Genomic DNA, 21,265 nt, shown 5'->3' with positions numbered 1-21,265 from the left:
ATCAAGCCATCAAAACAGGGGGAGCAAGTGTGGGAGGCCGCGATCCGAGCGCGTAGAGATGTCGCACGACACGCTTGAATGAAGCGCGCAGGTGCGAGGGTATGACTGAGGTGAGAGCGCCAGCAATGAACAACAACCAAGCGGTAGCAATGCTGATCCACTCGACATCGCTCACATCCAATTGCACTTCTCGAGGATAAGACGTCACCACGCCGACAGCAGCAGACTCGTCGTCTGCATCGTTTTGGAACGTCACTTCAGACAAATCATGCGTATGCATGACATGCGCCACATCCATGCCGTCCATGTGCAGCCCCGAAATATGTGATGCCCCGTAATGCGCATGCAAAAACGGCCCCAAGGCCAACAGCACCGTGAGTGAATATTTCAGCCAAACGCCAAAGCAACGACAAACTAAGGGAGTTTTCACACCACCATCATAGCGCTGCAACACAAGCCTTGAACTGTGCCATCGGCGTTTCTGTACTCTGACCGACAGGCGGGAATTTAGACAAATCAATCACCACCGCAGGCTGCTTACTCAGCAAAGGAAATAGAAGACTGAGATTTCTCCCGTGATCAGTTACCCAAGTTTGCAGCTCATGCTTTTTGGTGTCTTGATATTCGGCACACACGCTGTTCTTCTTGCAGCTGATCTTGTGCCCAGCAAAGCGGCGCACGCTGACATCCTCTACACCGAGCTCAATACGTGGAATGGCAAAAGGTTTGATGTCTTTCCCGCTCGTGCTGAGTTGATGGTTTTGACCAATCACCGACAACAGCATGGGCTTGCCTCGTTCACGCTTGGCCACCACCGAGCCGGTGAATGCGAATTGGGTGTATTTTTTATTGAACTTGCTGGTGTAAACATGCATCAGCGTGAGCTGGCAGCTGGGTTCCTTTTTGTTCTTCTTGGTAGGCTTGAAAGCCATGCGAGAAGCCTCCCCCGACACATCCAAAGTCTGACGCGCTGCGAAAGCAGGCTGAGCAAACACCTGCCCAATGACAAGTGCCACGCCCCCCATCCATACGAAAGGCCGACGCAGCCTAAAAGCTTGGGGCATCAATCTGCCGTGAAAATGCCGCTGACGCTGTGCAATTGATCCAAGGCCATCCCGCAACCGCGTGCCACGCAAGTCAGCGGATCTTCGGCAATCAACACGGGCAATCCTGTCTCCTCTGAAATCAAACGATCGAGGTCACGTAACAAAGCTCCACCACCTGTGAGCATGATGCCGCGCTCAGCAATGTCTGAGCTCAATTCAGGCGGTGTACTTTCTAGGGCAATTTTGACGGTGGACACCAAGTTGTTGAGTGTGTCCGTCAATGCTTCCAAAATTTCAGTAGAGCTGATGACAAAGCTTTGTGGCACGCCTTGGCTCAAGTTACGTCCCGTGATTTCCATCTCCATGACCTCCCCCGTGGGAAAGGCGCTGGCAATTTCCTTCTTGATGCGTTCTGCGGTTTGCTCACCAATGAGCATGCCAAAGTTACGACGGATGTAGTTCACGATGGCTTCGTCAAATTTATCGCCACCAATGCGAGCACTGTTTTTGTACACCATCCCCCCCAAGGAGACGATGCCCACCTCAGTGGTGCCGCCGCCAATGTCCACCACCATCGAACCACAGGGTTCGGTCACAGGCAAACCCGCGCCAATGGCTGCGGCCATGGGCTCTTCAATCAAGTACACCTCCGACGCGCCAGCCCCTAGGGCTGACTCACGAATGGCACGTCGTTCAACTTGGGTTGAGCCACAAGGCACGCAAATCACAATGCGCGGACTGGGCTTGAACAACATGTGTGGATGTGCGAGCTTGATGAAGTGTTTGAGCATCACTTCGGTCACGGTGAAATCTGCGATCACACCGTCTTTCATTGGGCGGATGGCCTCAATCCCCGATGGCACTCGCCCCAGCATGGCTTTGGCATCATTGCCGACAGCCAGCACAGAGGTCTTTCCGTTGAACTTACCTTCTTTTTTGATGACCACCACCGAAGGCTCATCCAGCACGATGCCGTCTTCCTTGGTGTAAATCAGGGTGTTAGCAGTCCCTAGGTCAATGGCAATATCGGTCGAGAAAAATTTGGTAAATCTAGAAAACAAAATAACCTCGGGCATTAGATTGGTTGCGCGAGATTATCAATAATTCAACAAAATTGGTCCATACACCTGAGGGCGTATTTATTTTGAAATTAAGCCCTAAAAATAACCCATAAGATTTCAAATAAAAAGGCGTCCGTTTGGACGCCTTGAAAAAGTAGTGCCTGATTAAGCCTTAACTGCACGCAACCCTGAGTACATGCGTGAAGCTGGGCGACTGCGTTGCTCAGCCTCTTGAGCCAATTGAGCACGAATACGATCGAATGTTGCTTTGATGCCCGTTTTTTCGTTGGACACAATTTTGAAGCGCTGCTCCACAGCAATATTTGGCGATTCGATATGAACGACTGACTTATCCAATTTAGGCTCCTGAGAACTTAGTCAGGAATCAACGCACCAGGCTTTTATCTGGTGGACAGATTTTTGAAAAAAATGAATGTCAAATCGAACACAAACACATAACTCTTTGATTTATATAGATTTCCATCATTAAAAAAATATAAAAAAACCACCCGAAGGTGGTTTTTCAAAGGCTAGAGCGATCAAAAACTCATCGAACCACCGCAATTTGATCACGTTTACCGGCTTTGAAGGTGTACAGCGTGAGGGCGCCGTTTTTGATATCGCCTTTGGCATCAAACGAAATGGTGCCTGTCACACCTTTGAAGCCGTTGGTCTTGGCCAACTCTGGCAAGTACTTGGCTGGCTCAGTCGATTTGGCACGTTGCATGGCGTCGACCATGACGTAAACAGCGTCATACACATAGGGAGAATAAAGCTTCACATCGTCGTTGAAACGTTTTTTGAATTTAGCGCTGAAGTCGTCCATGCCCTTTTTCAAAGCACCATCAACACCGCCCGCTTCGGCGCACACCACTTGACCATCCGCCATGGCATCCCCCGCCAGCTTGATCATCTCATTGGTGCAAATACCGTCACCCCCCATGAACTTGGCTTTGATGCCCAGTGACTTCATTTGCTTCATCATGGGGCCACCTACAGCGTCCATGCCGCCAAAGAAGATGATGTCGGGTTTCTTGCCTTTGAGCGTGGTCAAAATAGGCATGAAGTCGGTGGCTTTGTCGGTGGTGAATTCATGCGCCACCACGTTGCCACCAGCGGCCTTGACCGCTTTTTCAAACTCTTCCGCCACACCTTGACCGTAGGCCGTGCGGTCATCGATCACGGCGATGGTTTTGCCTTTGAGTTCATTCACCGCGTAGCGACCTAAGGTACCCCCTAAGTGGACATCGTCTGCCACCACACGGAAGGCAGTTTTGTAGCCTTGTCGTGTGTACTTTGGATTGGTCGATGATGGTGAAATTTGAGGGATGCCGGCATCGCTGTAAATCTTGGATGCAGGAATCGTAGTGCCCGAATTCAAGTGTCCAATGACACCACTGACTTTGGCGTCAACCAGTTTTTGTGCCGCTGCTGTCCCTTGCTTGGGATCGGCAGCATCGTCTTCAGCCACCAATTCGAATTTGATTTTTTTGCCATTGATGCTCACGCCCTTGGCGTTGATTTCTTCAACCGCCAAACGAGCGCCGTATTCGTTGTCTTTACCCAGATGCGCGATGGCGCCGCTCACAGGCCCAACGTGACCAATTTTCACCACTTGTTCTTGTGCCAAGGTCAAACCACTGAGGGTGGCCAATGTAGCAACGGCGGTCAACTTGAGAGAAAAATGCATGCAAAAACTCCTGAAAAAGCAGAACAGAAAAATCAGGCCGAAGTGTCCTTCAACTTCAGATCATGACGCGTGATGGAATACCCGCGATCAGCGTAGTGTTTCCAACGGGCTCGGGCTTGCTGGCGATCGTCGTCGTCCAGTGTGACCACTTCAATCGTACGTTCAAATCGTTCAAAGCCAGCGGGCACAGCAGAACCTAAGTTCAACAGCACTTGATGATGCGGCAACTCGGGGCCTCCATCAATTTGAGCAGCCAGCACGATAGGCGATGCCATCAACTGCTCTGCTGGACTGCCCGCGCGGCAATGGGCGATGAACTCCAGCGGCGCGAACGTCCAGAGCAACGTGTCTAGAGATTGCAAAGAGGTTGCAGGCCCAGTCACCACCACACGCGCGCCACTGGCAACCGCCTTGCGCAACAAGCGGCAGGCATAGGCCAATTTGTCAGGCGCGTTGAAGTGGAACGCAATCTCAGTCATCAGGCTTTGGCGCGTCGTGTCGTTTTATTCTGGTCCGCCAACAAGTACTGGAGCAACAAGCCCACGGGGCGACCTGTCGCGCCTTTGGCCGCACCGCTCTTCCAAGCCGAACCGGCGATGTCCAAATGCGCCCAAGGGTAGTCTTTGGCAAAGCGCTGCAAGAACTTTGCAGCGGTGATGGAGCCGCCATCGCGCCCTGCCACGTTGGCTACATCGGCAAAGTTGGATTTAAGACCTTCGGCGTACTCCTCGTCCAAGGGCAAGCGCCAGCAGGGGTCGAGCGCGGCTTCGCCTGCGGCAAACAAGGCATTGGCCAACTCGTCTGAAGGCGAGAACAAACCGCTGCGGATATGCCCCAGCGAGATCACGCACGCGCCAGTGAGCGTGGCGATGTCAATCACAGCGCGGGGCTTGAAACGCGCGGCGTAGGTCAAGGCGTCGCACAAAATCAAACGGCCTTCAGCGTCGGTATTCAGCACCTCAATGGTTTGGCCGCTCATACTGGTGATGACATCACCTGGCTTCAAAGCCGTACCGTCAGGCATGTTTTCGCAAGTAGGAATGAGGCCGACCACGTTGATGGCAGGCTTCAAATGCGACAAGGCCTCAAATGTGCCCAACACGCTGGCAGCGCCACACATGTCGAATTTCATTTCATCCATGCCAGGGCCTGGCTTGAGCGAAATACCGCCCGTGTCAAACGTGATGCCCTTGCCCACCAACACGGTGGGCGCTTCGGTTTTCGCAGCGCCCGTGTACTGCAACACGATGAAACGCAAAGGCTCCACCGAGCCACGCGCCACGGCGGCGAAGGAACCCATGCCGAGTTTCTCGATGTCTTTGGGGCCCAACACTTGGCATTTGATGCCAGCCTTTTTGCCCAACTCTTGCGCCACCTTGGCCAAGTGCGTGGGTGTGGCGTGGTTGGCGGGGCGATTGCCCCACTCTTTGGCCAGCGACACACCGGCCACTTGGGCCTTGGCCCATTCGAAGGCAGCTTTGGCTGCTTTGGTTTTTTCGGCGGTGGGCAAGGCCAACACCACACGTTTGAGGGTGGAGGCCTTGGCAGAGGGTTTGGTAGCGGTGTACACGTAGCTCGCATCGGCTACAGCTTGAGCAGCAGCCTGAAGACGCTGGTCTGTTGCATCTGTCAGACACACCGTCAGATGCGCCGGTTTAGCCGCCTTCACAGCATTCACTGCCGCGGTGACAGCTTTTCGAACTTGAGCGGCAGAGCCGTCAGCGGATGACACCAGCACCACGCGCGAGGCATTCACGCCCTGAGGCTGCCACACCGTCAGAAGCCTGGCTGGGCTGTCATCCAGGTCGCCACTTTTGCGGGCATTGACAATAAGTTGCGACAAAACGCTTTTGCTAGGCTTGTCCTTGGCTGATACCAAGATAATCAGCGCATCGGTTTTATGCGTGGCTGCAGCGTGTAAATCTAGGGTCTTGAGCTCGAAGTTCATAATTGCGGTTTTCCTCTGTTGCTGATGTTATTCCATTCCTCTATTCGTAAAGAGCTCGCGCGCAGTTTTGGCGCCACGCTGATCGTCTTGGTCACCATTGTGATGACCATGATGCTCATTCGCACCCTTGGGCAAGCCTCGGTCGGTAGCGTCAATCCAGCAGAGGTCACCTTGATTTTGGGCTACACCATGCTGGGGCAACTGCCCATCTTGCTCACTATGAGTCTGTTTATTTCGGCTGTTGGCACGCTTTCACGCATGTATTTAGAGAGCGAGATGGTGATCTGGCTAGCAAGCGGCAAGGGACTTCGGGCATTGGCAAGACCGATGATTCGTTTTGCTTGGCCTATGTTTTTGAGTGTGTTTGTGCTCATGCTGATCGTTTGGCCTTGGTCTAACGAAAAAATTGGCGAATTGAAAAATCGTTATGAAAAACGCGGTGACCTAGAACGCGTGGCGCCCGGTCAATTTCAAGAGTCTGCCAGCGGCCTGCGCGTGTTCTTCATTGACAAGGAAAGCATCGACAACAAGGAAGGCAAAAACGTCTTTATTTCTTCCACGGATCACAACAAACAGTCCATGACTTCCTCAAAAACCGGGCATGTTGAAATCATTGATGATGAACAATACTTGGTCCTTGAGGATGGTCAACGCGTTGAGCAGACGATTGGCAAAACTGAAATCAAAATCACGCAATTCAAGCGTTACACCACCCAACTCAACCCATCCGCAACAACGGCGGAAAAGCCTCCACTGAAAACCGTTTCTAGCTTGGATTTATTTCAAAATCCGACCCCCGGAAATTTGGGTGAGCTCGGATGGCGACTAGGCGTGGCATTTTCGGCTTTCAATGTCATCATCATTGCCCTCGCCATCACCAGCGCTAACCCGCGTGTGGGTCGTGGCGGCAACCTCGCACAAGCACTTCTTATCTTTGTGGTGTATTTCAATTTGATCAACCTAGGCCAAACTTGGGTGGGTTCGGGCAAGACTCAGCTCGCGACGTTCTTCGTGGCTTTGCATGGCGGTGTTTTCTTATTGGCCTACACATGGCTCACGGTAAGACACAACAACTGGAACTGGCGCCAGTTGCTCAAACAAGCCAGACCTTAAAGGCAGACCAACGCATGAAAACCCTGCGCAAGCTCATTCACACAGAGGTATGGATCTCTGTGGCCTTTGTCACGCTTTGCTTTGTGGCTCTGTTTTTTTTCTTTGACTTCATCGATGAGTTGCCCAATGCCGGCGGCAACAACAACATCTACCAACTCAAGCACGTGTTTGGATTTGTACTCTTATCTGTCCCCAATCACCTGTATGAGCTGCTTCCCATCACTGTGTTGATTGGCACCATTTTCGTGATGTCAAGGCTTGCACAAAGCTCTGAATTCACGATTCTTCGAACCAGTGGACTGACCCCCATCATGGCACTTCGCAGCCTACTCGGACTGGGTTTTGCGTTTGTGCTCATCACCTTTGCCGTTGGCGACTACCTCGCCCCCATCAGTGACCGATATGCACAGCTGCTCAAATCGACTTATTTAGGCACCCAACTGAAAGTTGGCCACACGGGGGCTTGGTTGAGAGAAAACACAGCTGATAAAAAAATCTTTTTAAATATCAATGAACTCTCAGGAGATGGCTCACCCAGAGACATTCGTATTTTTGAGTTCAATACATCAAACGAACTGATTGCTCTGAGCAAAGCACCGAGTGCTCAAATTGAAAACGACATCTGGACGCTCAGAAATGCTGAACGCAGCGAATTGATCAACCAAGCTGGCAAAGCACGCCTGCAAGTCACCCATCAAGAGCAACTACGTTGGCCATCTGAGATCACCAGCGAAATGATCTCTGTTGCCATTCTCAAACCCAGTCGGATGAGCACCATTGACCTGTTTCAATACATTCGGCATCTGAGCGCCAATGGACAAACCACACAGCGCTTTGAAATTGAATTTTGGAAAAAAGTGTTTTACCCACTGAGCTGCTTAGTGATGGTTGTTTTGGCACTGCCATTTGCCTACTTGCATTCACGCAGTGGCAATATTGCCAGTAACGTGTTCGGCGGAGTACTTGCAGGCATCAGCTTTTTCTTACTGAACAACGTGTTTAGTTATTTGGGAAATATCAATAATTGGCTACCCTGGTTTGCTGCCGCTGCACCTGGAATGCTCTATTCCATTGCATCACTCACAGCGTTTGGTTGGCTCGTGATACGTCAATAGGTCTTGCATGCACGCCGTCGTTTTATTTGCACATGGATCTCGCGATCCACTTTGGCACAAACCCATACAAGCGGTTGCCGAACGCATTGCTCAGCGTTCACCTGACACCCTTGTGCGTTGTGCTTATCTAGAACTCACAGAGCCAGATTTACCACATGTTGTAGACGAACTCGTCATGACAGGCGCCAACACATTACGTGTTGTGCCGATGTTTTTGGGTGTCGGCCGTCACGCACGTGAAGACTTGCCTGCATTAATCGAAGCGTTGCAAGCTAAGCACCCCTCGGTGGAAATCCTCTGCCAATCTGCGGTGGGCGAACATCACAAGTTATTAGATTTATTGGCTGATATCTCACTGGAATAAGACAAAGCTGCAAAGTAGGTCAAATGTTAGAATCACGGGTCTATTTGATCGCGTGAAAACTTATGAAAATCGCCATTGCAGGCACGGGTTATGTCGGCTTATCCAACGCAGTTTTACTAGCACAGCGTCACGAAGTTGTCGCACTCGACATCTCAGATCAACGCGTCAATGCGATCAATGCGCGTCACTCCCCCATCGATGACCGCGACATAGAAGCCTATTTGGCTGAAAAAACACTGAATTTGCGCGCCACGCTCGATCCCGTCGAAGCCTACACGGGCGCTGACTACGTGATCATTGCCACCCCCACCGATTACGACCCCCAGACCAACTACTTCAACACCCGCTCTGTTGAATCTGTTGTCGCCGATGTCAAACGCATTGCGCCCAAAGCAGTGATGGTGATCAAGTCCACCGTCCCTGTGGGTTTCACCGAAAAAACGCGAACCGACCTAGGCACCGATCAAATCATCTTCAGCCCTGAATTTTTGCGCGAAGGCAAGGCCTTGCACGACAACCTATACCCAAGCCGCATTGTGGTGGGTGAAGTATCAGAACGAGCTCGTGTGTTCGCTGGCTTGTTGCAAGAGGCCTCTCTCAAACCAGACGTACAAGTGCTCTTTACCGGCAGCACGGAAGCTGAGGCCATCAAACTGTTTGCCAACACCTACTTGGCCTTGCGCGTGGCCTACTTCAACGAACTCGACAGCTACGCAGCCTCGCACAAATTGGACACACGCCAAATCATTGACGGGGTTTGCCTCGATCCACGCATTGGCAGCCACTACAACAACCCAAGCTTTGGTTATGGTGGCTATTGCCTGCCCAAAGACACCAAGCAACTGTTGGCCAACTACAGCGATGTCCCGCAAACCTTGATTGGTGCCATCGTCAGTGCCAACAGCACACGCAAAGACTTCATTGCCGATGACATCCTGCGTCGCCAACCCACCACGGTGGGCATTTTCCGTCTCATCATGAAAGCCGGCAGCGATAACTTCCGCGCCAGCAGCATTCAAGGGGTGATGAAACGACTCAAGGCCAAGGGTGTGCGTGTTGTTGTGTACGAGCCCTTACTCACAGAGGCTGAATTTTTCAAATCCGAGGTCACCCATGATCTCGCCGCCTTCAAATCGCAATGTGATGTGATCGTGGCCAACCGTCAAACAGCAGAGCTCAATGATGTGGCAGACAAGGTCTACACGCGTGATCTGTTTGGCAGCGACTGACGCGACGCCCCCTCCTATACCGCATGCAAGCCACTTTGTCGTCGCCACCTAACGCACGTCTTTGGTTCGTGGTGGCGACACTCCTCATTGCGACGGGCGTTTTCACCCAAGGGGCTGACTGGCATCCAAGCCTGATGCTTGCGCTGAATCACGCGGCTGGGCAACTGCCCGACACACTATGGTCATGCATCACGGTGTCTGGCTTGGGATGGGCTGTTCTGATTCTGGTCAGCATCATGCATCGTGGCGATTTGGGGGCACGCATCGTGCTCACCGCTTTTGTCATCGGTGGCATCGTGACACACACACTCAAACCCTTGCTCAGCTTTCCTAGACCTGGTGCCGTATTGCCTTTGGATGTGTTGCACTTCATAGGTAACCCTGTCATCAACCATCACTCCATGCCATCCGGTCATGCGATTGCGGCGCTTTCTATGGGCACCCTTTGGGTTTGCTTGATTCGTTCGCAACAGCTTTCACGCTGGCTTGAGTGGCTGTCATGGGCGACGGTGTTGTTCATCGCTGTCTCGCGCATCGCTGTCGGCGCACATTGGCCTGCAGATGTCTTGGTCGGCTCGGGTTTAGGCTTGATGGTGGGTTGGTTCGCCTGGCGCTTCCCTTTTGCATGGCCTCGCCACAGCGCACATGCTTTCCCATGGCTTGCCGTTTTGGTTGAAGGCCTTGGCGCCCTAGCGGCCTTCACGATCAACGAAGGCATGCCATTGGCTTTGATTTGGCAAGGTGCGCTCGGCGGCATTGCGATTTTTAGCATCATGTGGCGCATTCACAGTTGGCGTTCTCTAGCCGCACCCGAAAACACCGCATGAAAAAATCACCCAAAAAATTGTGGGCATCCATCGGCGTCACACTCATTGCCATCGCGATCATGGCTTGGATGCTGCGCGCGGTCGACTGGCCCGCTGCGATCAGCGCATGGGAACGTGTACCTGTGTACATCTGGCTCATCAGCGCCATTGGTCTAGCCGCCAGCCATCTTCTACGAGCGGGTCGCGTGCGTGCTGAGTGGCGCGACACCTTAAACATGGGTTGGCGAGAAGCTTGGGGATTGATGGTTCGACACAGCTCTTGGGTTGTACTCGTGCCCATGCGCGGTGGCGAGGCCATTTATGTGTGGGTGTTGCACCGTCAAGGCGGCATTTCGCTGCGTGAAGCCAGCATCAGCTTACTACGCCTGCGCATTCAAGACATGGCAGTACTGGGCGGCTTGTCCGTAGCCTTATTTGCCCCGTTTTCTATCGAAATCAGCCTCGCACTCTCCGTGGTGATGATGGCATTGGCTATGTGGATACTGCCGCTGAGCTGGAAATGGCTGATGTACCGCATGTCTCGCAAAGAAGGCGCTGAACCTTTTCAAGCACCGCCCCCTGCTTGGGAAAGCTGGATTTACGCCATTTCGAACTGGATTCTCAAAGCATGCGCCATCGCTTGGCCACTTTGGATCATGCTGCCCATCGATTTTCGAACCGCTTTGCACGGATCCGTAGGGGGCGAGCTCGCCGCTACACTTCCCTTGCAGCCTCCAGCAGGGTTTGGACCCTATGAAGGCGGTGTTATTTTTGGCATCCAATGGACGTCCTCACTGCCTTGGCAAGACATCGCAGCCACAGCCTTGGCCGTGCATTTGCTTGCATTGGCGGTCACCGTAGGTTCAGCCACTGTGGCACGTATCCTGGGTTGGAGCCAAAAACCGTTGCATCGCCTTGACGGGGCCCAAGCCACATTTTCTCAATAAGGTTTTCACATCATGTCAGACCCCATCACACACATGCCACAGCACACCTTGTCTGTCGTTGTCCCGATGTACAACGAGCAAGAGAATGCACCTTTGCAAATCGATGCGGTGCAAGACGCGCTGAAGCACTACCCCATGCCCTGGGAAATGATCTTGGTCGATGATGGCAGCTCTGACAACACTGTGACCGCGTTGCTCAAACGCGCCAAAGAAATTGGCCCACACATCCGCGTGGTCGAACTGCGCCGCAACTTCAAACAAACCGCAGCCATGCAAGCCGGTATTGATGCGGCACGTGGTGATGTGATCGTCACCATGGACGGTGATTTGCAAAACGACCCACGCGACATCCCCAAACTCGTGGCGCGCTTGCTCAACGAAGACCTCGACATGGTGGCCGGTTGGCGCCAAAAACGCCAAGATGGCTTCATCTTGCGCAAATTTCCCTCCATGATTGCCAACACCTTGATTCGCAAAGTCTCGGGCTTGGATTTCAAAGACTTGGGCTGCAGCCTCAAAGCCTTTCGCGGTGAAGTGCTGCGCAAGGTTCGCTTGTATGGCGAAATGCACCGTTTCATTCCAGCGTGGCTGGCTACCGTCACCTCACCCCGTCGCATGGCCGAAGAGCCAGTGCGCCACCATGCACGCGTGTTGGGCGAATCCAAATACGGCATTTCGCGCACCTTCCGCGTGATCGTTGACCTGTTGGCGATGTACTTCTTCTTGCGCTTTGGCACACGCCCTGGTCACTTCTTTGGCGGCATTGGTTTGGTGTTCTCCGCCTTGGGTAGCTTGATCTTGTCGTACTTGGGGCTTCTCAAATTGTTTGGCGAACAAGTCGGTGGCCGCCCCTTGCTTTGGCTTGGCTTTTTCTCGTTATTGGCAGGTGTGCAAATGCTGACCACTGGCGTGCTGGCCGAAATCTTGATGCGCAGCTACTTTGACCAAAGTGGTGCGCGCTCGTACCACGTGATGCGCAACGACACGCCCGCGCCAAACGACGGCTGGCATCACGCACAAGCATGACCCAGCTTGGCAAGCCCTTTCGCTGGACCAGCGCGAGCTGGGTCGCCATCGCTCTGCTGAGCCTGTATTTGGTTCGCCTCGCAGGGGCACCGTTATTTGATGTGGACGAAGGGGCTTTCGCTGAGGCTTCTCGTGAAATGCTAGTGTCTGGCGATTGGGGGCACACCACGCTCAATGGCGCAGACCGTTTTGATAAACCCATCTTCATTTATTGGTGCCAAGCCGCGCTGATGACTGTGTTCGGCGCTCACGACTGGGTGGCACGCTTACCTTCTGCGTTAGCAATACTCGTGGCCACCTTTGGTGTCTGGCGGTTTGCAGCACAGCAATGGGGCCAAGCCGCAGGCCAACGCGCCGCCTTCATGCTGGGTTCTAGCTTGGGTTTGCTCGCCATTGGCCGTGCAGCCACCGCAGATGGGATGCTCAACGCTTTGCTCATTGCCACGAGCTTATGTTTATGGACCTTTACCTCCAACGGCTCTCGCACGGCACTGCGCTGGGCTTATGTGTGGTGTGGGTTAGGCTTGCTTACCAAAGGGCCTGTGGCTGTGCTCATTCCTGGCGTCACCCTGTTGATCTGGTCTTTGGTCAGCGACCGTGGTCGTACCGCCTTGAACGCCCTTTGGGAACCCAAAGGTTGGCTGCTGTTGCTGGTCATCGCCCTACCTTGGTACGTCTATGCCCTCCACCGCCATGAAATGGCATTTGTGCAAGGCTTCTTTTTGAAGCACAACGTCGAGCGCTTCACCGGCACGCTAGAGGGACACGGTGGCAATCCGCTGTACTACGTGATGGTGTTGCCGTTGCTGCTCTTGCCGTGGTCACCTTGGTGCGTGCGTTTGTTAGGCAGTGTGCGCACGCAATGGACCGATCCTTTGCAACGCTTTTTGTGGGTCTGGGTACTGTTCGTACTAGGATTTTTCTCGCTCTCTGGAACCAAGCTGCCCCATTACATGCTGTACGGCCTCACACCTTTGGTGTTGCTGATCGTGGCTCAGTCTGTCAAAAACCCAGCGTCTGCGGCTTGGCAAGCCTTGCTGTGGATTTGCACGGGACTGACCTGTGCTTTGGCATTTGCTGTGCCACACATCGTGGCTTGGGGCGCCACCACTGTCAAAGACACCTGGGTGCAGCCCTTGCTGGCGAGTGCACCTGATAGCTGGATAGTTCAAGTCGCCGCTGCGGGTGTGGCCTTGGTCGGTGCGGTGCTTGCCATCACCCGTCGTGGGGACGCATGGGCGCGGTTGATGACCTGCGTTTGGTTGGTCAGCATGCTCTGGATCGGCATCGTGATTCCTTGGCTGGGCCAAGTCCTTCAAGCACCTTTCCAAGAGGTCGCTACTTGGGCACGCCAACATCACCCCGAAGCACGCATCGTGCAGTGGCGCATGCACCAGCCCAGCTTTGCTTTTTACCTCGGCACGCCCACCACACAACAACCACCCACAGCCAGCGATTGGGTCATCGTGCGCCACGACCGCGTCGAAGGCCTGCCCATGAACCGGTATGAAACAGCCCACAGCCATCGCGGACTGTTGCTACTCAAGCCTTTGCCATGAACCGTCCCACACCTACCCTGCTTGCCATCCTTGTGATGTTGTCACTGGCCTTGCTGGGCCTGAGGATGTTTGAATTCACACTCAGCGGTGCTGGCTTGCATGTGGATGAAGCCCAGTATTGGTTGTGGTCGCGTGACCTGCAATGGGGTTATTTCTCGAAGCCTCCGGTACTTGTTGCACTCATCACCGCATCAACGGCTGTGTTTGGCAATTCACTGTTAGGCGTCAAAGCCTTGGCCATGACGTGCTGGATTCTCAGTGCCTGGGTGCTGGGCTGGTTGGCCTACCGCATGAGCGGCATGCGCACAGCCATCTATGCTGGCGGTATGTTTTCAGCCACATTAATTTCAGGCTTATTGGGCTTGAGCGTGACCACGGATGCGCCGCTGACCTTGTGCTGGGCTCTGTGCATGGTCACACTTTGGCTAGCCGCTCATGCATCTGGCGCTCGCGCCATTGGGTGGTGGATCGCCTGTGGCTTGTGCTTAGGGCTGGGCGTGCTGTCAAAGTACAGCGCCTTGGCTTTGGGCATTTCTGCCCTGTGGCTCTTGATTGCTGCACCCTCGACACAACGTCGTTCCGTCTTTTTAGGCGGCCTGCTTGCCAGCGCAGTCGCCGTGCTGGTGTTGTTGCCACACCTGGCATGGAACATCACGAACCACTGGCCTACAGCCCAACACACATTAGAAATCACCGTCCAAGAAACAGGCTCGACCGTGGCCCACGGTGCAGGCGGTTGGCGCCGTGTGTTGGCCTCTGGTCTTGAATTCTCTCTGGGACAACTGCTGATCCTGGGGCCAAGCGTGTGGTTGATGTGTTTTTGGCTTTGGCGAAAACAACGCTCTGGCACCTCTGCACCCATGAGCACCAGTCACCATGCGGGGGTCATGTGGTCTGTACGCACCTATGCTGCAGCTTTTGCACTGCCAATTTTGGGCCTCGGACTGATTCAAGCGCTCAACTCCAAAGCCCTCATCAACTGGTCTGTGCCCATGGCATTGGGCGTGTGCTTGTGGTTGGCGCATTGGGCCAATACGCAAGAGCTTTCACTGAAACGTTTCGTCTTGGCGTGCCTCACAGGTGTTGCGCTCAGCGGATTGATTGCCACGGGGGGCGACATCAAGCAATGGGTCGGTGTGCAAACCCAAGCCAACCAATCCAAGTGGGATATCTGGGGTCGCATGCGCGGTTGGGATGAGTCATTGCACGCCCTTGAACCCGCGCTTGCACCCTACCGCGAACTTCCGTGGTTGACAGGCGATCGCAGCACCTTGGTGCAAGCGGCATACAGCCTCCGCGCACTCGAACCCAAGCTCTATGCGTGGAACAGCGATGGCAGCGTGCACCACCACTTTGAATGGAAACAGCCCTGGCCCGCGAATGCCGATGCCAAAGCTGTGGTGTGGCTCAACCCCAATGCACCGCATCCACTTTTGCTCAAGCGTTACCCTCAGGCTCGCCAACTGGGCGAAGCGCAATCGGGCCGTGTGACGCTGCAAGCCTGGCTGCTTGAAACACAAGGCAGCAAGCCATGACACGTCCTCAGCGCCACGAGGTGCGCCTCTGGCTGGCTTTGAGTCTGATCTGCATCGCGGTTTACTCGGCGTTTCCAACGCTGGATTTAGCAGTCGCTCGCTGGTTTTACACACCTGCACAAGGGTTCATCGCTGACCAATGGTCTTGGGTGAGCACTTGGCACATGAGTGTGCCTTGGGTGGGACGCGCCATGCTGATGTGCAGCTTGCTGGTGTGGGTGGCGGGCCGACGTTTCATATCGCCCGCCACCCAACGCAAAGCCCTCGCCTTGACCGCCTGCCTCATCGTCGGGCTCTGGCTCATCATGCACGCGGGGTTCAAAGACCACTGGGGTCGCGCGCGCCCAAGCCAAGTCAGCGCGCTCAGTGGCACCGAAACCTACACATCCCCCTTGGTTCCTAGCTCGGGCTGCGAGCGCAATTGCTCATTCATGAGCGGTCATGCAGGCACAGGATTTGTACTCATGGGCGTTGGTGCACTTGCCACCACACGCACACGCCGACTCTGGTTGGCCATTGGCTGGACAACAGGCTTGATGCTGGGGCTCATTCGCATGGCCCAAGGCGGGCACTTTTTAGGCGATGTGCTGTTTGGCGGCTTATTGCTGTGGGGCTGCGCATGGTCTACCCGCTGGATTTATGTCCGATGGCGGGCTCGTCGCAGACTCAAAGTACAGCACTGATCCGCACCAGTTTTTGCGGGACAATCGCCGCATGAAAGTACTTCTCACTGGTTGTGCCGGCTTCATCGGCATGCATGCAGCGCAACGACTCCTCGCCCGCGGCGACGAGGTGGTTGGCATTGACAACTTCACCCCCTATTACGACCTCAAGCTCAAGCATGCGCGCATGCAGCAATTGCTGGACAAGCCCAACTTTCGCTTCATCGAAGAAGACCTGGTCAATATGGCAGCCATTGAGAACCAGCTGGGTACTTGGCGTCCCGATGCCATTCTTCACCTCGCTGCACAGCCTGGCGTGCGCTACTCCATCGACCACCCCCATGTGTATGCGCAATCCAACTTGGTCGCCTTCTTGAACATTCTTGAATGGTCTCGCCACTGGCAAGTCAAGCATCTGACGTATGCCAGCAGCTCTAGTGTGTATGGCGGCAACGAAAAACTGCCTTTCAAAGAGACGGATCCCGTTGACCACCCTGTCAGCCTGTATGCTGCCACCAAGCGCGCCAATGAGTTGATGGCGCACACCTACAGCCACTTGTACGGCACGCCCACCACAGGCTTGCGTTTCTTCACGGTGTATGGGCCTTGGGGACGCCCTGACATGGCCCCCTTTAAATTCGCAGATGCCATCATCAAAGGGCAACCGATCGAGATATACAACCACGGTCAACAAATGCGCGACTTCACCTATGTGGACGACATCGTGGAATCTACCCTGCGCGTGCTCGACCGCCCCCCCGTGGCGCAAACGTTTGCCAAAGGTCAAGAGCCGGGTTGCGCAGAGAGCTGGGCCCCTTATCGTGTGTTCAACATCGGCAACTCGGACCCCGTGCAACTCATGGACTTTGTCCACACCATTGAACAGGCCGTGGGCGTGCAAGCCAACAAAATCATGAAACCCGCGCAACCGGGCGATGTGACCGCGACTTTTGCCGACACCTCTGAACTGGACGCGCACATCGGCTTTACGCCGGCTACCCCCCTGAGCACTGGCATTGCCAAATTTGTGGCGTGGTATCGCGACTATTACAAAGCATAAAGAAACGATTAGTTAGATGATCAAGGCATAATGACGCGGCAAATCACAAAGCCACGCCATGAACCTACATCAGTTCCGTTTCGTCCAAGAAGCCGTCCGTCGCAACCTCAACCTCACCGAGGTGGCCAAGTCGCTTCACACCTCGCAGCCGGGCGTATCTAAAGCCATCATTGAGTTGGAAGAAGAGCTTGGCATCGAAATCTTCTCGCGCCACGGTAAACGCTTGAAGCGCGTGACTGAGCCAGGCCAACACGTGCTGCGCAGCATCGAAGTCATCTTGCGCGAAGTGGGTAATCTCAAACGCATTGGCGAACAGTTCAGCGCCGAGGACAGCGGCACCCTGTCCATCGCCACCACCCATACCCAAGCCCGCTACGTGTTGCCCGTTCCCGTGGCTAAGCTGCGCGAAACCTACCCTAATGTGAACATCAGCCTGCACCAAGGTGCGCCTGCCCAAGTGGCACAAATGGTGATGGACGAAGTGGCCGAGATTGGCATTGCGACCGAGTCGCTTTCTGAATACCCCGAACTCGTCACACTGCCGTGTTACGAGTGGGAACACATGTTGGTGATCCCCAAATCACACCCGCTCGCGGGCAAAGTGCGCATCACACTCGAAGACTTGGCGGCTGAACCCATCATCACCTACCACCCATCCTTCACAGGCCGCACCCGCATTGACAAAGCCTTTGCCGCCAAGAACCTGACGCCGCGCATCGCGCTGGAAGCCATTGACTCTGACGTGATCAAGACCTATGTGCGCTTAGGTTTGGGTGTGGGCATCGTGGCCGAAATGGCCGTGAAAGATGGCTTGGATGACGACCTGGTCGCTCGCCCCGCTTCGCAACTCTTTGGCAAAAACGTGGCGCGTATTGCGTTCAAACGCAGCGCCTACATTCGCCACTTTGTGTATGACTTTGCCGCGCTCTTAAGCGATCGCCTCGACCGCAACCTCATCATGAAGGCCCTCGATGGCCACCCCACTGACTTCAATATGTGAGCCCTGTGATGACCACACCGCACCTCGACACCAAGTTCCCCAAAATCGGCACCACCATTTTCACGGTCATGTCGGCATTGGCCACCGAAAAAAATGCCGTCAACCTCGGCCAAGGCTTCCCCGACTTTGATTGCGACCCCAAGCTCGTCGCCTGCGTGAACGACGCCATGACCCATGGACTCAACCAATACCCGCCCATGACGGGTGTGCCTGCGCTGCGCGAAGCCGTGGCCGACAAGATTGAGTCGCTCTACCAGCACCGCTACGACCCCACCAACGAAATCACCATCACCGCGGGTGCGACACAAGCCATCCTCAGCATCATCCTGGCTGTGGTGCGTGCGGGTGATGAGGTGATCGTGCTCGAGCCCTGCTACGACAGCTACATCCCCAACATCGACATGGCGGGCGGCGTGGCCGTGCGCGTGCCACTCACCCCCGGCACATTCCGACCTGACTTCGACAAAATTGCGGCGGCCATCACCCCCAAGACCCGCGCCATCATCGTCAACAGCCCGCACAACCCCAGCGCCACCGTGTGGACGCGCGAGGAAATGCTCAAGCTGCAAGAACTGCTCGCGCCCACCAACATCGTGCTCATCAGCGACGAGGTGTACGAGCACATGGTCTACGCGCCGCTGCAACACTTAAGCGCCTCCAGCTTCCCCGGTTTGGCCGAGCGTGCGTTCATCGTGTCGAGCTTTGGCAAAACCTTCCACGTCACCGGCTGGAAAATTGGCTATGTGGCTGCGCCTGCGGCGTACAGCGCCGAGTTCCGCAAGGTGCATCAGTTCAATGTGTTTACGGTCAACACGCCTGTGCAACACGGCTTGGCGGCGTTCCTCAAAGACCCGCAGCCTTATTTGCAACTGCCGGCGTTTTACGCCGCCAAACGCGACCTGTTTCGCCAAGGCTTGGCCAACACCAAGTTTGAGTTGTTGCCCTCAGAGGGCAGCTACTTTCAGTGCGTACGCATCGACAAATTGGGCGTACCCGAAAAAGACCTGAGCGAAGCCGACTTCTGCAAATGGCTCACCACTGAAATTGGCGTGGCTGCCATTCCTTTGTCAGCTTTTTACGCCGATGGTTTTGACCAACGTGTGGTGCGCTTTTGCTTTGCCAAAAAAGATGAAACATTAAAACTAGCGCTGAGCCGCTTGGCTCGCCTGTGAACGCAAACCTATGAAAGTTATTGTTGTTGCTAACCCCAAAGGGGGCGCTGGCAAATCCACCTTGTCCACCAACATCGCGGGCTACTTTGCCAGCCAAGGGCACACCGTCATGCTCGGCGATGCCGACACTCAACAGTCGTCCAAGCTCTGGCTCACACAACGCCCCGAGGTGCTTCCCAAAATTTCCACATGGGAATACGAAGCCGATTTGGTTCTCACCGCCAAACCGCCACAAGGCACAACGCATGTGGTGATTGATACGCCCGGTGGCATCAGCGGTTGGCGACTCAAAGAAGTCATTCTTCGGGCAGACAAAGTCATCGTGCCTGTTATGCCCAGTTTGTTTGACATGCAAGCCACACAAAACTTTTTGCTCCAACTCGTCAGCATCACTCAAGGCTTGCCTACCGACGTACGCGTCATTGGTAACCGTGTGGATGCACGCACCATCTCTGCATCGAACCTGCGTCAATTTGTCGAGTCGCTTGACGTGCAAGTGCTGAGCTATTTACGCGACACGCAGTACTACTTGCACATGGCTGCGCATGGTTTGTCCTTGTTTGACATCACGCCATCCAAAGTCGCCAAAGACTTAGAGCAATGGCAACCTATTTGCAAATGGCTCGACCAAGACTGAGGCATACAAAGTGATGCCCCTCCTCTCTCGTCGTTTGCTCTTGGGTACCGTGGTATGCACCGCACTGCCTTTGCATTTAGCAGCGCAAACACTGACACAAAACGCCAAAAAATCAGGCCATCTGGTCATCATTGGCGGTGCAGAGGATCGCCAGCAAGATCGAATCATTTTGCGCAAATTCTTAGAGCTCAGTGGCGGTCCAACGGCAAAGATTCGTTTCATCACGGCAGCCAGCGGTGTGCCCGATGCGGTATGGGCCAGCTACCAAGCTGTGTTCAGAGATTTAGGTGCACTCGACTGCGAGGTCGTGCCCATGCTGACGCGCGAAGATGCATCCAAGCCTAACGTGATCAGCCAAATTGCCAATGCGGATGGCATCTTCATCACCGGGGGGGACCAAACACGGCTCATGGCTTGCTTGTGGGAGTCGCCCGCATTTCAGGCCCTGCACCGCGCATTCTTTGTCAACGGTGCCTGTGTCGCTGGTACCAGTGCTGGGGCTGCCGTCATGTCGCGCCACATGCTGGCACAAGGCACGCCCACCGCAGCGCCACAAAAAGACACCGTATCCACTGACATTGGTCTAGGCTTTGTGGCCAACGCCATTGTTGACCAACATTTTTCACAACGTCACCGCTTGAGTCGCCTGCTCTCAGCCATTGCCCAACGTCCGGATCTTTTAGGGGTAGGCATTGACGAAGACACAGCCCTGATCATTGAACCCAATCAGTCCATCGAAATTGCGGGCAAAGGCTCTGTGACCTTGGTCGACCCTCGCCGAGCACGCACCAATCGCGAGGCCATTGAAGACGGCGACAAATTAGAAATGTTGGGGTTGCAGCTGCATGTGTTGCCCGCAGGTAGGCGCTATGTCCTGCCGCCTTTGACCAAAGCACGTAAGCCCAGCTCACCGTTTGGCGATGCCCTTGAACAACTGGCTAAACCTGGCCCTATGCGTGGTTAGCCACCACCGCGCTGCATGAACAAATCGAGGCGCCGCATGAATCGTGTGCGCACAGTCTCATCAACATCATCAAAGCGATAGTGAACCTCTAGCCTAGGCATACGCAACAGCGCGATACGTCGCTCCGGCAACACCTGCCATTGCAAATGCAAGATGCCCTCTGTTGAAGATGACTCATTTGGAATGTGGACATGGGCTTGCGTTGCTTCACAGTGCCACACATGCGCAACTAGGGCCGCATCGAGCCACTTCAGCCACTCTTGATGCGTACAGCCCATCTCGCGAACGAACTGCGCGGCGTAATGCGATTGCATCTTGTGTGAATGAGATG

Annotated in this window: 23 protein-coding genes; 15 read left to right on the top strand and 8 right to left on the bottom strand. The window is 54.5% G+C overall.

Annotation, left to right across the window (positions count from 1 at the left end; all coding sequences use genetic code 11):
- Nucleotide 1: 1 nt before the first annotated feature.
- The 7 genes from QMG27_RS05515 to QMG27_RS05485 form a co-directional block, all read right to left on the bottom strand.
- Nucleotides 2–430 (bottom strand): hypothetical protein, encoded by a 429-nt coding sequence (locus QMG27_RS05515; protein WP_281814088.1) that lies wholly within the window; start codon nt 428–430, stop codon nt 2–4.
- 7 nt (nt 431–437) lie between these two features.
- A complete protein-coding gene (locus tag QMG27_RS05510) occupies nt 438–1,016 on the bottom strand; it encodes a hypothetical protein (RefSeq protein WP_281814085.1) in 579 nt (192 codons plus the stop codon).
- A 47-nt stretch (nt 1,017–1,063) separates the two neighbouring features.
- Complete coding sequence (locus QMG27_RS05505; protein WP_281814082.1) at nt 1,064–2,122, bottom strand: rod shape-determining protein; 1,059 nt, start codon at nt 2,120–2,122, stop codon at nt 1,064–1,066.
- A 150-nt stretch (nt 2,123–2,272) separates the two neighbouring features.
- Nucleotides 2,273–2,464 (bottom strand): hypothetical protein, encoded by a 192-nt coding sequence (locus QMG27_RS05500; protein ID WP_281814080.1) that lies wholly within the window; start codon nt 2,462–2,464, stop codon nt 2,273–2,275.
- A 190-nt stretch (nt 2,465–2,654) separates the two neighbouring features.
- Entirely contained in the window at nt 2,655–3,797 is a 1,143-nt protein-coding gene (locus QMG27_RS05495; protein ID WP_281814078.1) for a branched-chain amino acid ABC transporter substrate-binding protein, read from the bottom strand.
- A 32-nt stretch (nt 3,798–3,829) separates the two neighbouring features.
- The gene (locus QMG27_RS05490) at nt 3,830–4,276 is read right to left on the bottom strand and encodes a DNA polymerase III subunit chi (protein ID WP_281814076.1); all 447 of its coding nucleotides are present in this window, start codon (nt 4,274–4,276) and stop codon (nt 3,830–3,832) included.
- Nucleotides 4,276–5,745: a leucyl aminopeptidase gene (locus tag QMG27_RS05485; RefSeq protein WP_281814073.1), complete on the bottom strand. Its 1,470-nt coding sequence runs from the start codon at nt 5,743–5,745 to the stop codon at nt 4,276–4,278. Before QMG27_RS05485 ends, QMG27_RS05490 begins: the two co-directional genes overlap by 1 nt.
- Nucleotides 5,746–5,769: 24 nt before the next feature.
- On the opposite strand from QMG27_RS05485, the gene lptF reads away from it, so the two are divergent.
- The 15 genes from lptF to QMG27_RS05410 all read left to right on the top strand — a co-directional run bounded on the left by lptF (nt 5,770) and on the right by QMG27_RS05410 (nt 20,934).
- On the top strand, nt 5,770–6,858 hold the full coding sequence (gene lptF, locus QMG27_RS05480) for an LPS export ABC transporter permease LptF (protein ID WP_281814071.1): 1,089 nt from the start codon (nt 5,770–5,772) through the stop codon (nt 6,856–6,858).
- Nucleotides 6,859–6,872: 14 nt separating this feature from the next.
- The gene (gene lptG / locus QMG27_RS05475; RefSeq protein ID WP_281814069.1) at nt 6,873–7,973 is read left to right on the top strand and encodes an LPS export ABC transporter permease LptG; all 1,101 of its coding nucleotides are present in this window, start codon (nt 6,873–6,875) and stop codon (nt 7,971–7,973) included.
- Nucleotides 7,974–7,980: 7 nt separating this feature from the next.
- A complete protein-coding gene (locus QMG27_RS05470) occupies nt 7,981–8,337 on the top strand; it encodes a CbiX/SirB N-terminal domain-containing protein (protein WP_281814067.1) in 357 nt (118 codons plus the stop codon).
- Between the two features lie 62 nt (nt 8,338–8,399).
- Nucleotides 8,400–9,566, top strand: coding sequence for a nucleotide sugar dehydrogenase (locus QMG27_RS05465; protein ID WP_281814065.1), 1,167 nt, complete (start codon nt 8,400–8,402; stop codon nt 9,564–9,566).
- Nucleotides 9,567–9,589: 23 nt separating this feature from the next.
- A complete protein-coding gene (locus QMG27_RS05460) occupies nt 9,590–10,393 on the top strand; it encodes a phosphatase PAP2 family protein (protein WP_281814063.1) in 804 nt (267 codons plus the stop codon).
- Entirely contained in the window at nt 10,390–11,319 is a 930-nt protein-coding gene (locus QMG27_RS05455) for a lysylphosphatidylglycerol synthase domain-containing protein (protein WP_281814061.1), read from the top strand. The genes QMG27_RS05460 and QMG27_RS05455 overlap by 4 nt, the downstream gene beginning before the upstream one ends.
- Nucleotides 11,320–11,331: 12 nt before the next feature.
- On the top strand, nt 11,332–12,345 hold the full coding sequence (locus QMG27_RS05450; protein ID WP_281814060.1) for a glycosyltransferase family 2 protein: 1,014 nt from the start codon (nt 11,332–11,334) through the stop codon (nt 12,343–12,345).
- Complete coding sequence (locus tag QMG27_RS05445) at nt 12,342–13,904, top strand: glycosyltransferase family 39 protein (RefSeq protein ID WP_281814058.1); 1,563 nt, start codon at nt 12,342–12,344, stop codon at nt 13,902–13,904. The genes QMG27_RS05450 and QMG27_RS05445 overlap by 4 nt, the downstream gene beginning before the upstream one ends.
- Complete coding sequence (locus QMG27_RS05440; RefSeq protein ID WP_281814056.1) at nt 13,901–15,439, top strand: glycosyltransferase family 39 protein; 1,539 nt, start codon at nt 13,901–13,903, stop codon at nt 15,437–15,439. Before QMG27_RS05445 ends, QMG27_RS05440 begins: the two co-directional genes overlap by 4 nt.
- Entirely contained in the window at nt 15,436–16,122 is a 687-nt protein-coding gene (locus QMG27_RS05435; RefSeq protein ID WP_281814053.1) for a phosphatase PAP2 family protein, read from the top strand. Before QMG27_RS05440 ends, QMG27_RS05435 begins: the two co-directional genes overlap by 4 nt.
- A gap of 31 nt (nt 16,123–16,153) precedes the next feature.
- Nucleotides 16,154–17,161 (top strand): NAD-dependent epimerase, encoded by a 1,008-nt coding sequence (locus QMG27_RS05430; RefSeq protein ID WP_281814051.1) that lies wholly within the window; start codon nt 16,154–16,156, stop codon nt 17,159–17,161.
- Between the two features lie 58 nt (nt 17,162–17,219).
- Nucleotides 17,220–18,161 carry a CysB family HTH-type transcriptional regulator gene (locus tag QMG27_RS05425; RefSeq protein WP_281814047.1) on the top strand — a complete coding sequence of 314 codons (942 nt, stop codon included), beginning with the start codon at nt 17,220–17,222 and terminating at the stop codon, nt 18,159–18,161.
- Nucleotides 18,162–18,169: 8 nt separating this feature from the next.
- Entirely contained in the window at nt 18,170–19,333 is a 1,164-nt protein-coding gene (locus QMG27_RS05420) for a pyridoxal phosphate-dependent aminotransferase (protein WP_281814045.1), read from the top strand.
- Nucleotides 19,334–19,343: 10 nt separating this feature from the next.
- On the top strand, nt 19,344–19,970 hold the full coding sequence (locus QMG27_RS05415) for a ParA family protein (protein ID WP_281814043.1): 627 nt from the start codon (nt 19,344–19,346) through the stop codon (nt 19,968–19,970).
- Nucleotides 19,971–19,983: 13 nt separating this feature from the next.
- Entirely contained in the window at nt 19,984–20,934 is a 951-nt protein-coding gene (locus QMG27_RS05410; protein ID WP_281814041.1) for a cyanophycinase, read from the top strand.
- On the opposite strand, the gene QMG27_RS05405 is transcribed toward QMG27_RS05410, so the two are convergent.
- Nucleotides 20,931–21,248: a hypothetical protein gene (locus tag QMG27_RS05405; protein WP_281814039.1), complete on the bottom strand. Its 318-nt coding sequence runs from the start codon at nt 21,246–21,248 to the stop codon at nt 20,931–20,933. The two genes, QMG27_RS05410 and QMG27_RS05405, sit on opposite strands and share 4 nt — an antisense overlap.
- Nucleotides 21,249–21,265: the final 17 nt, after the last annotated feature.

The organism is Limnohabitans sp. MORI2, assembly GCF_027925025.1.
Lineage (GTDB): Bacteria > Pseudomonadota > Gammaproteobacteria > Burkholderiales > Burkholderiaceae_C > Limnohabitans.
The sequence above is the reverse complement of the archived record's forward strand: the minus strand, read 5'-3'. Positions and strand labels throughout refer to the sequence as shown.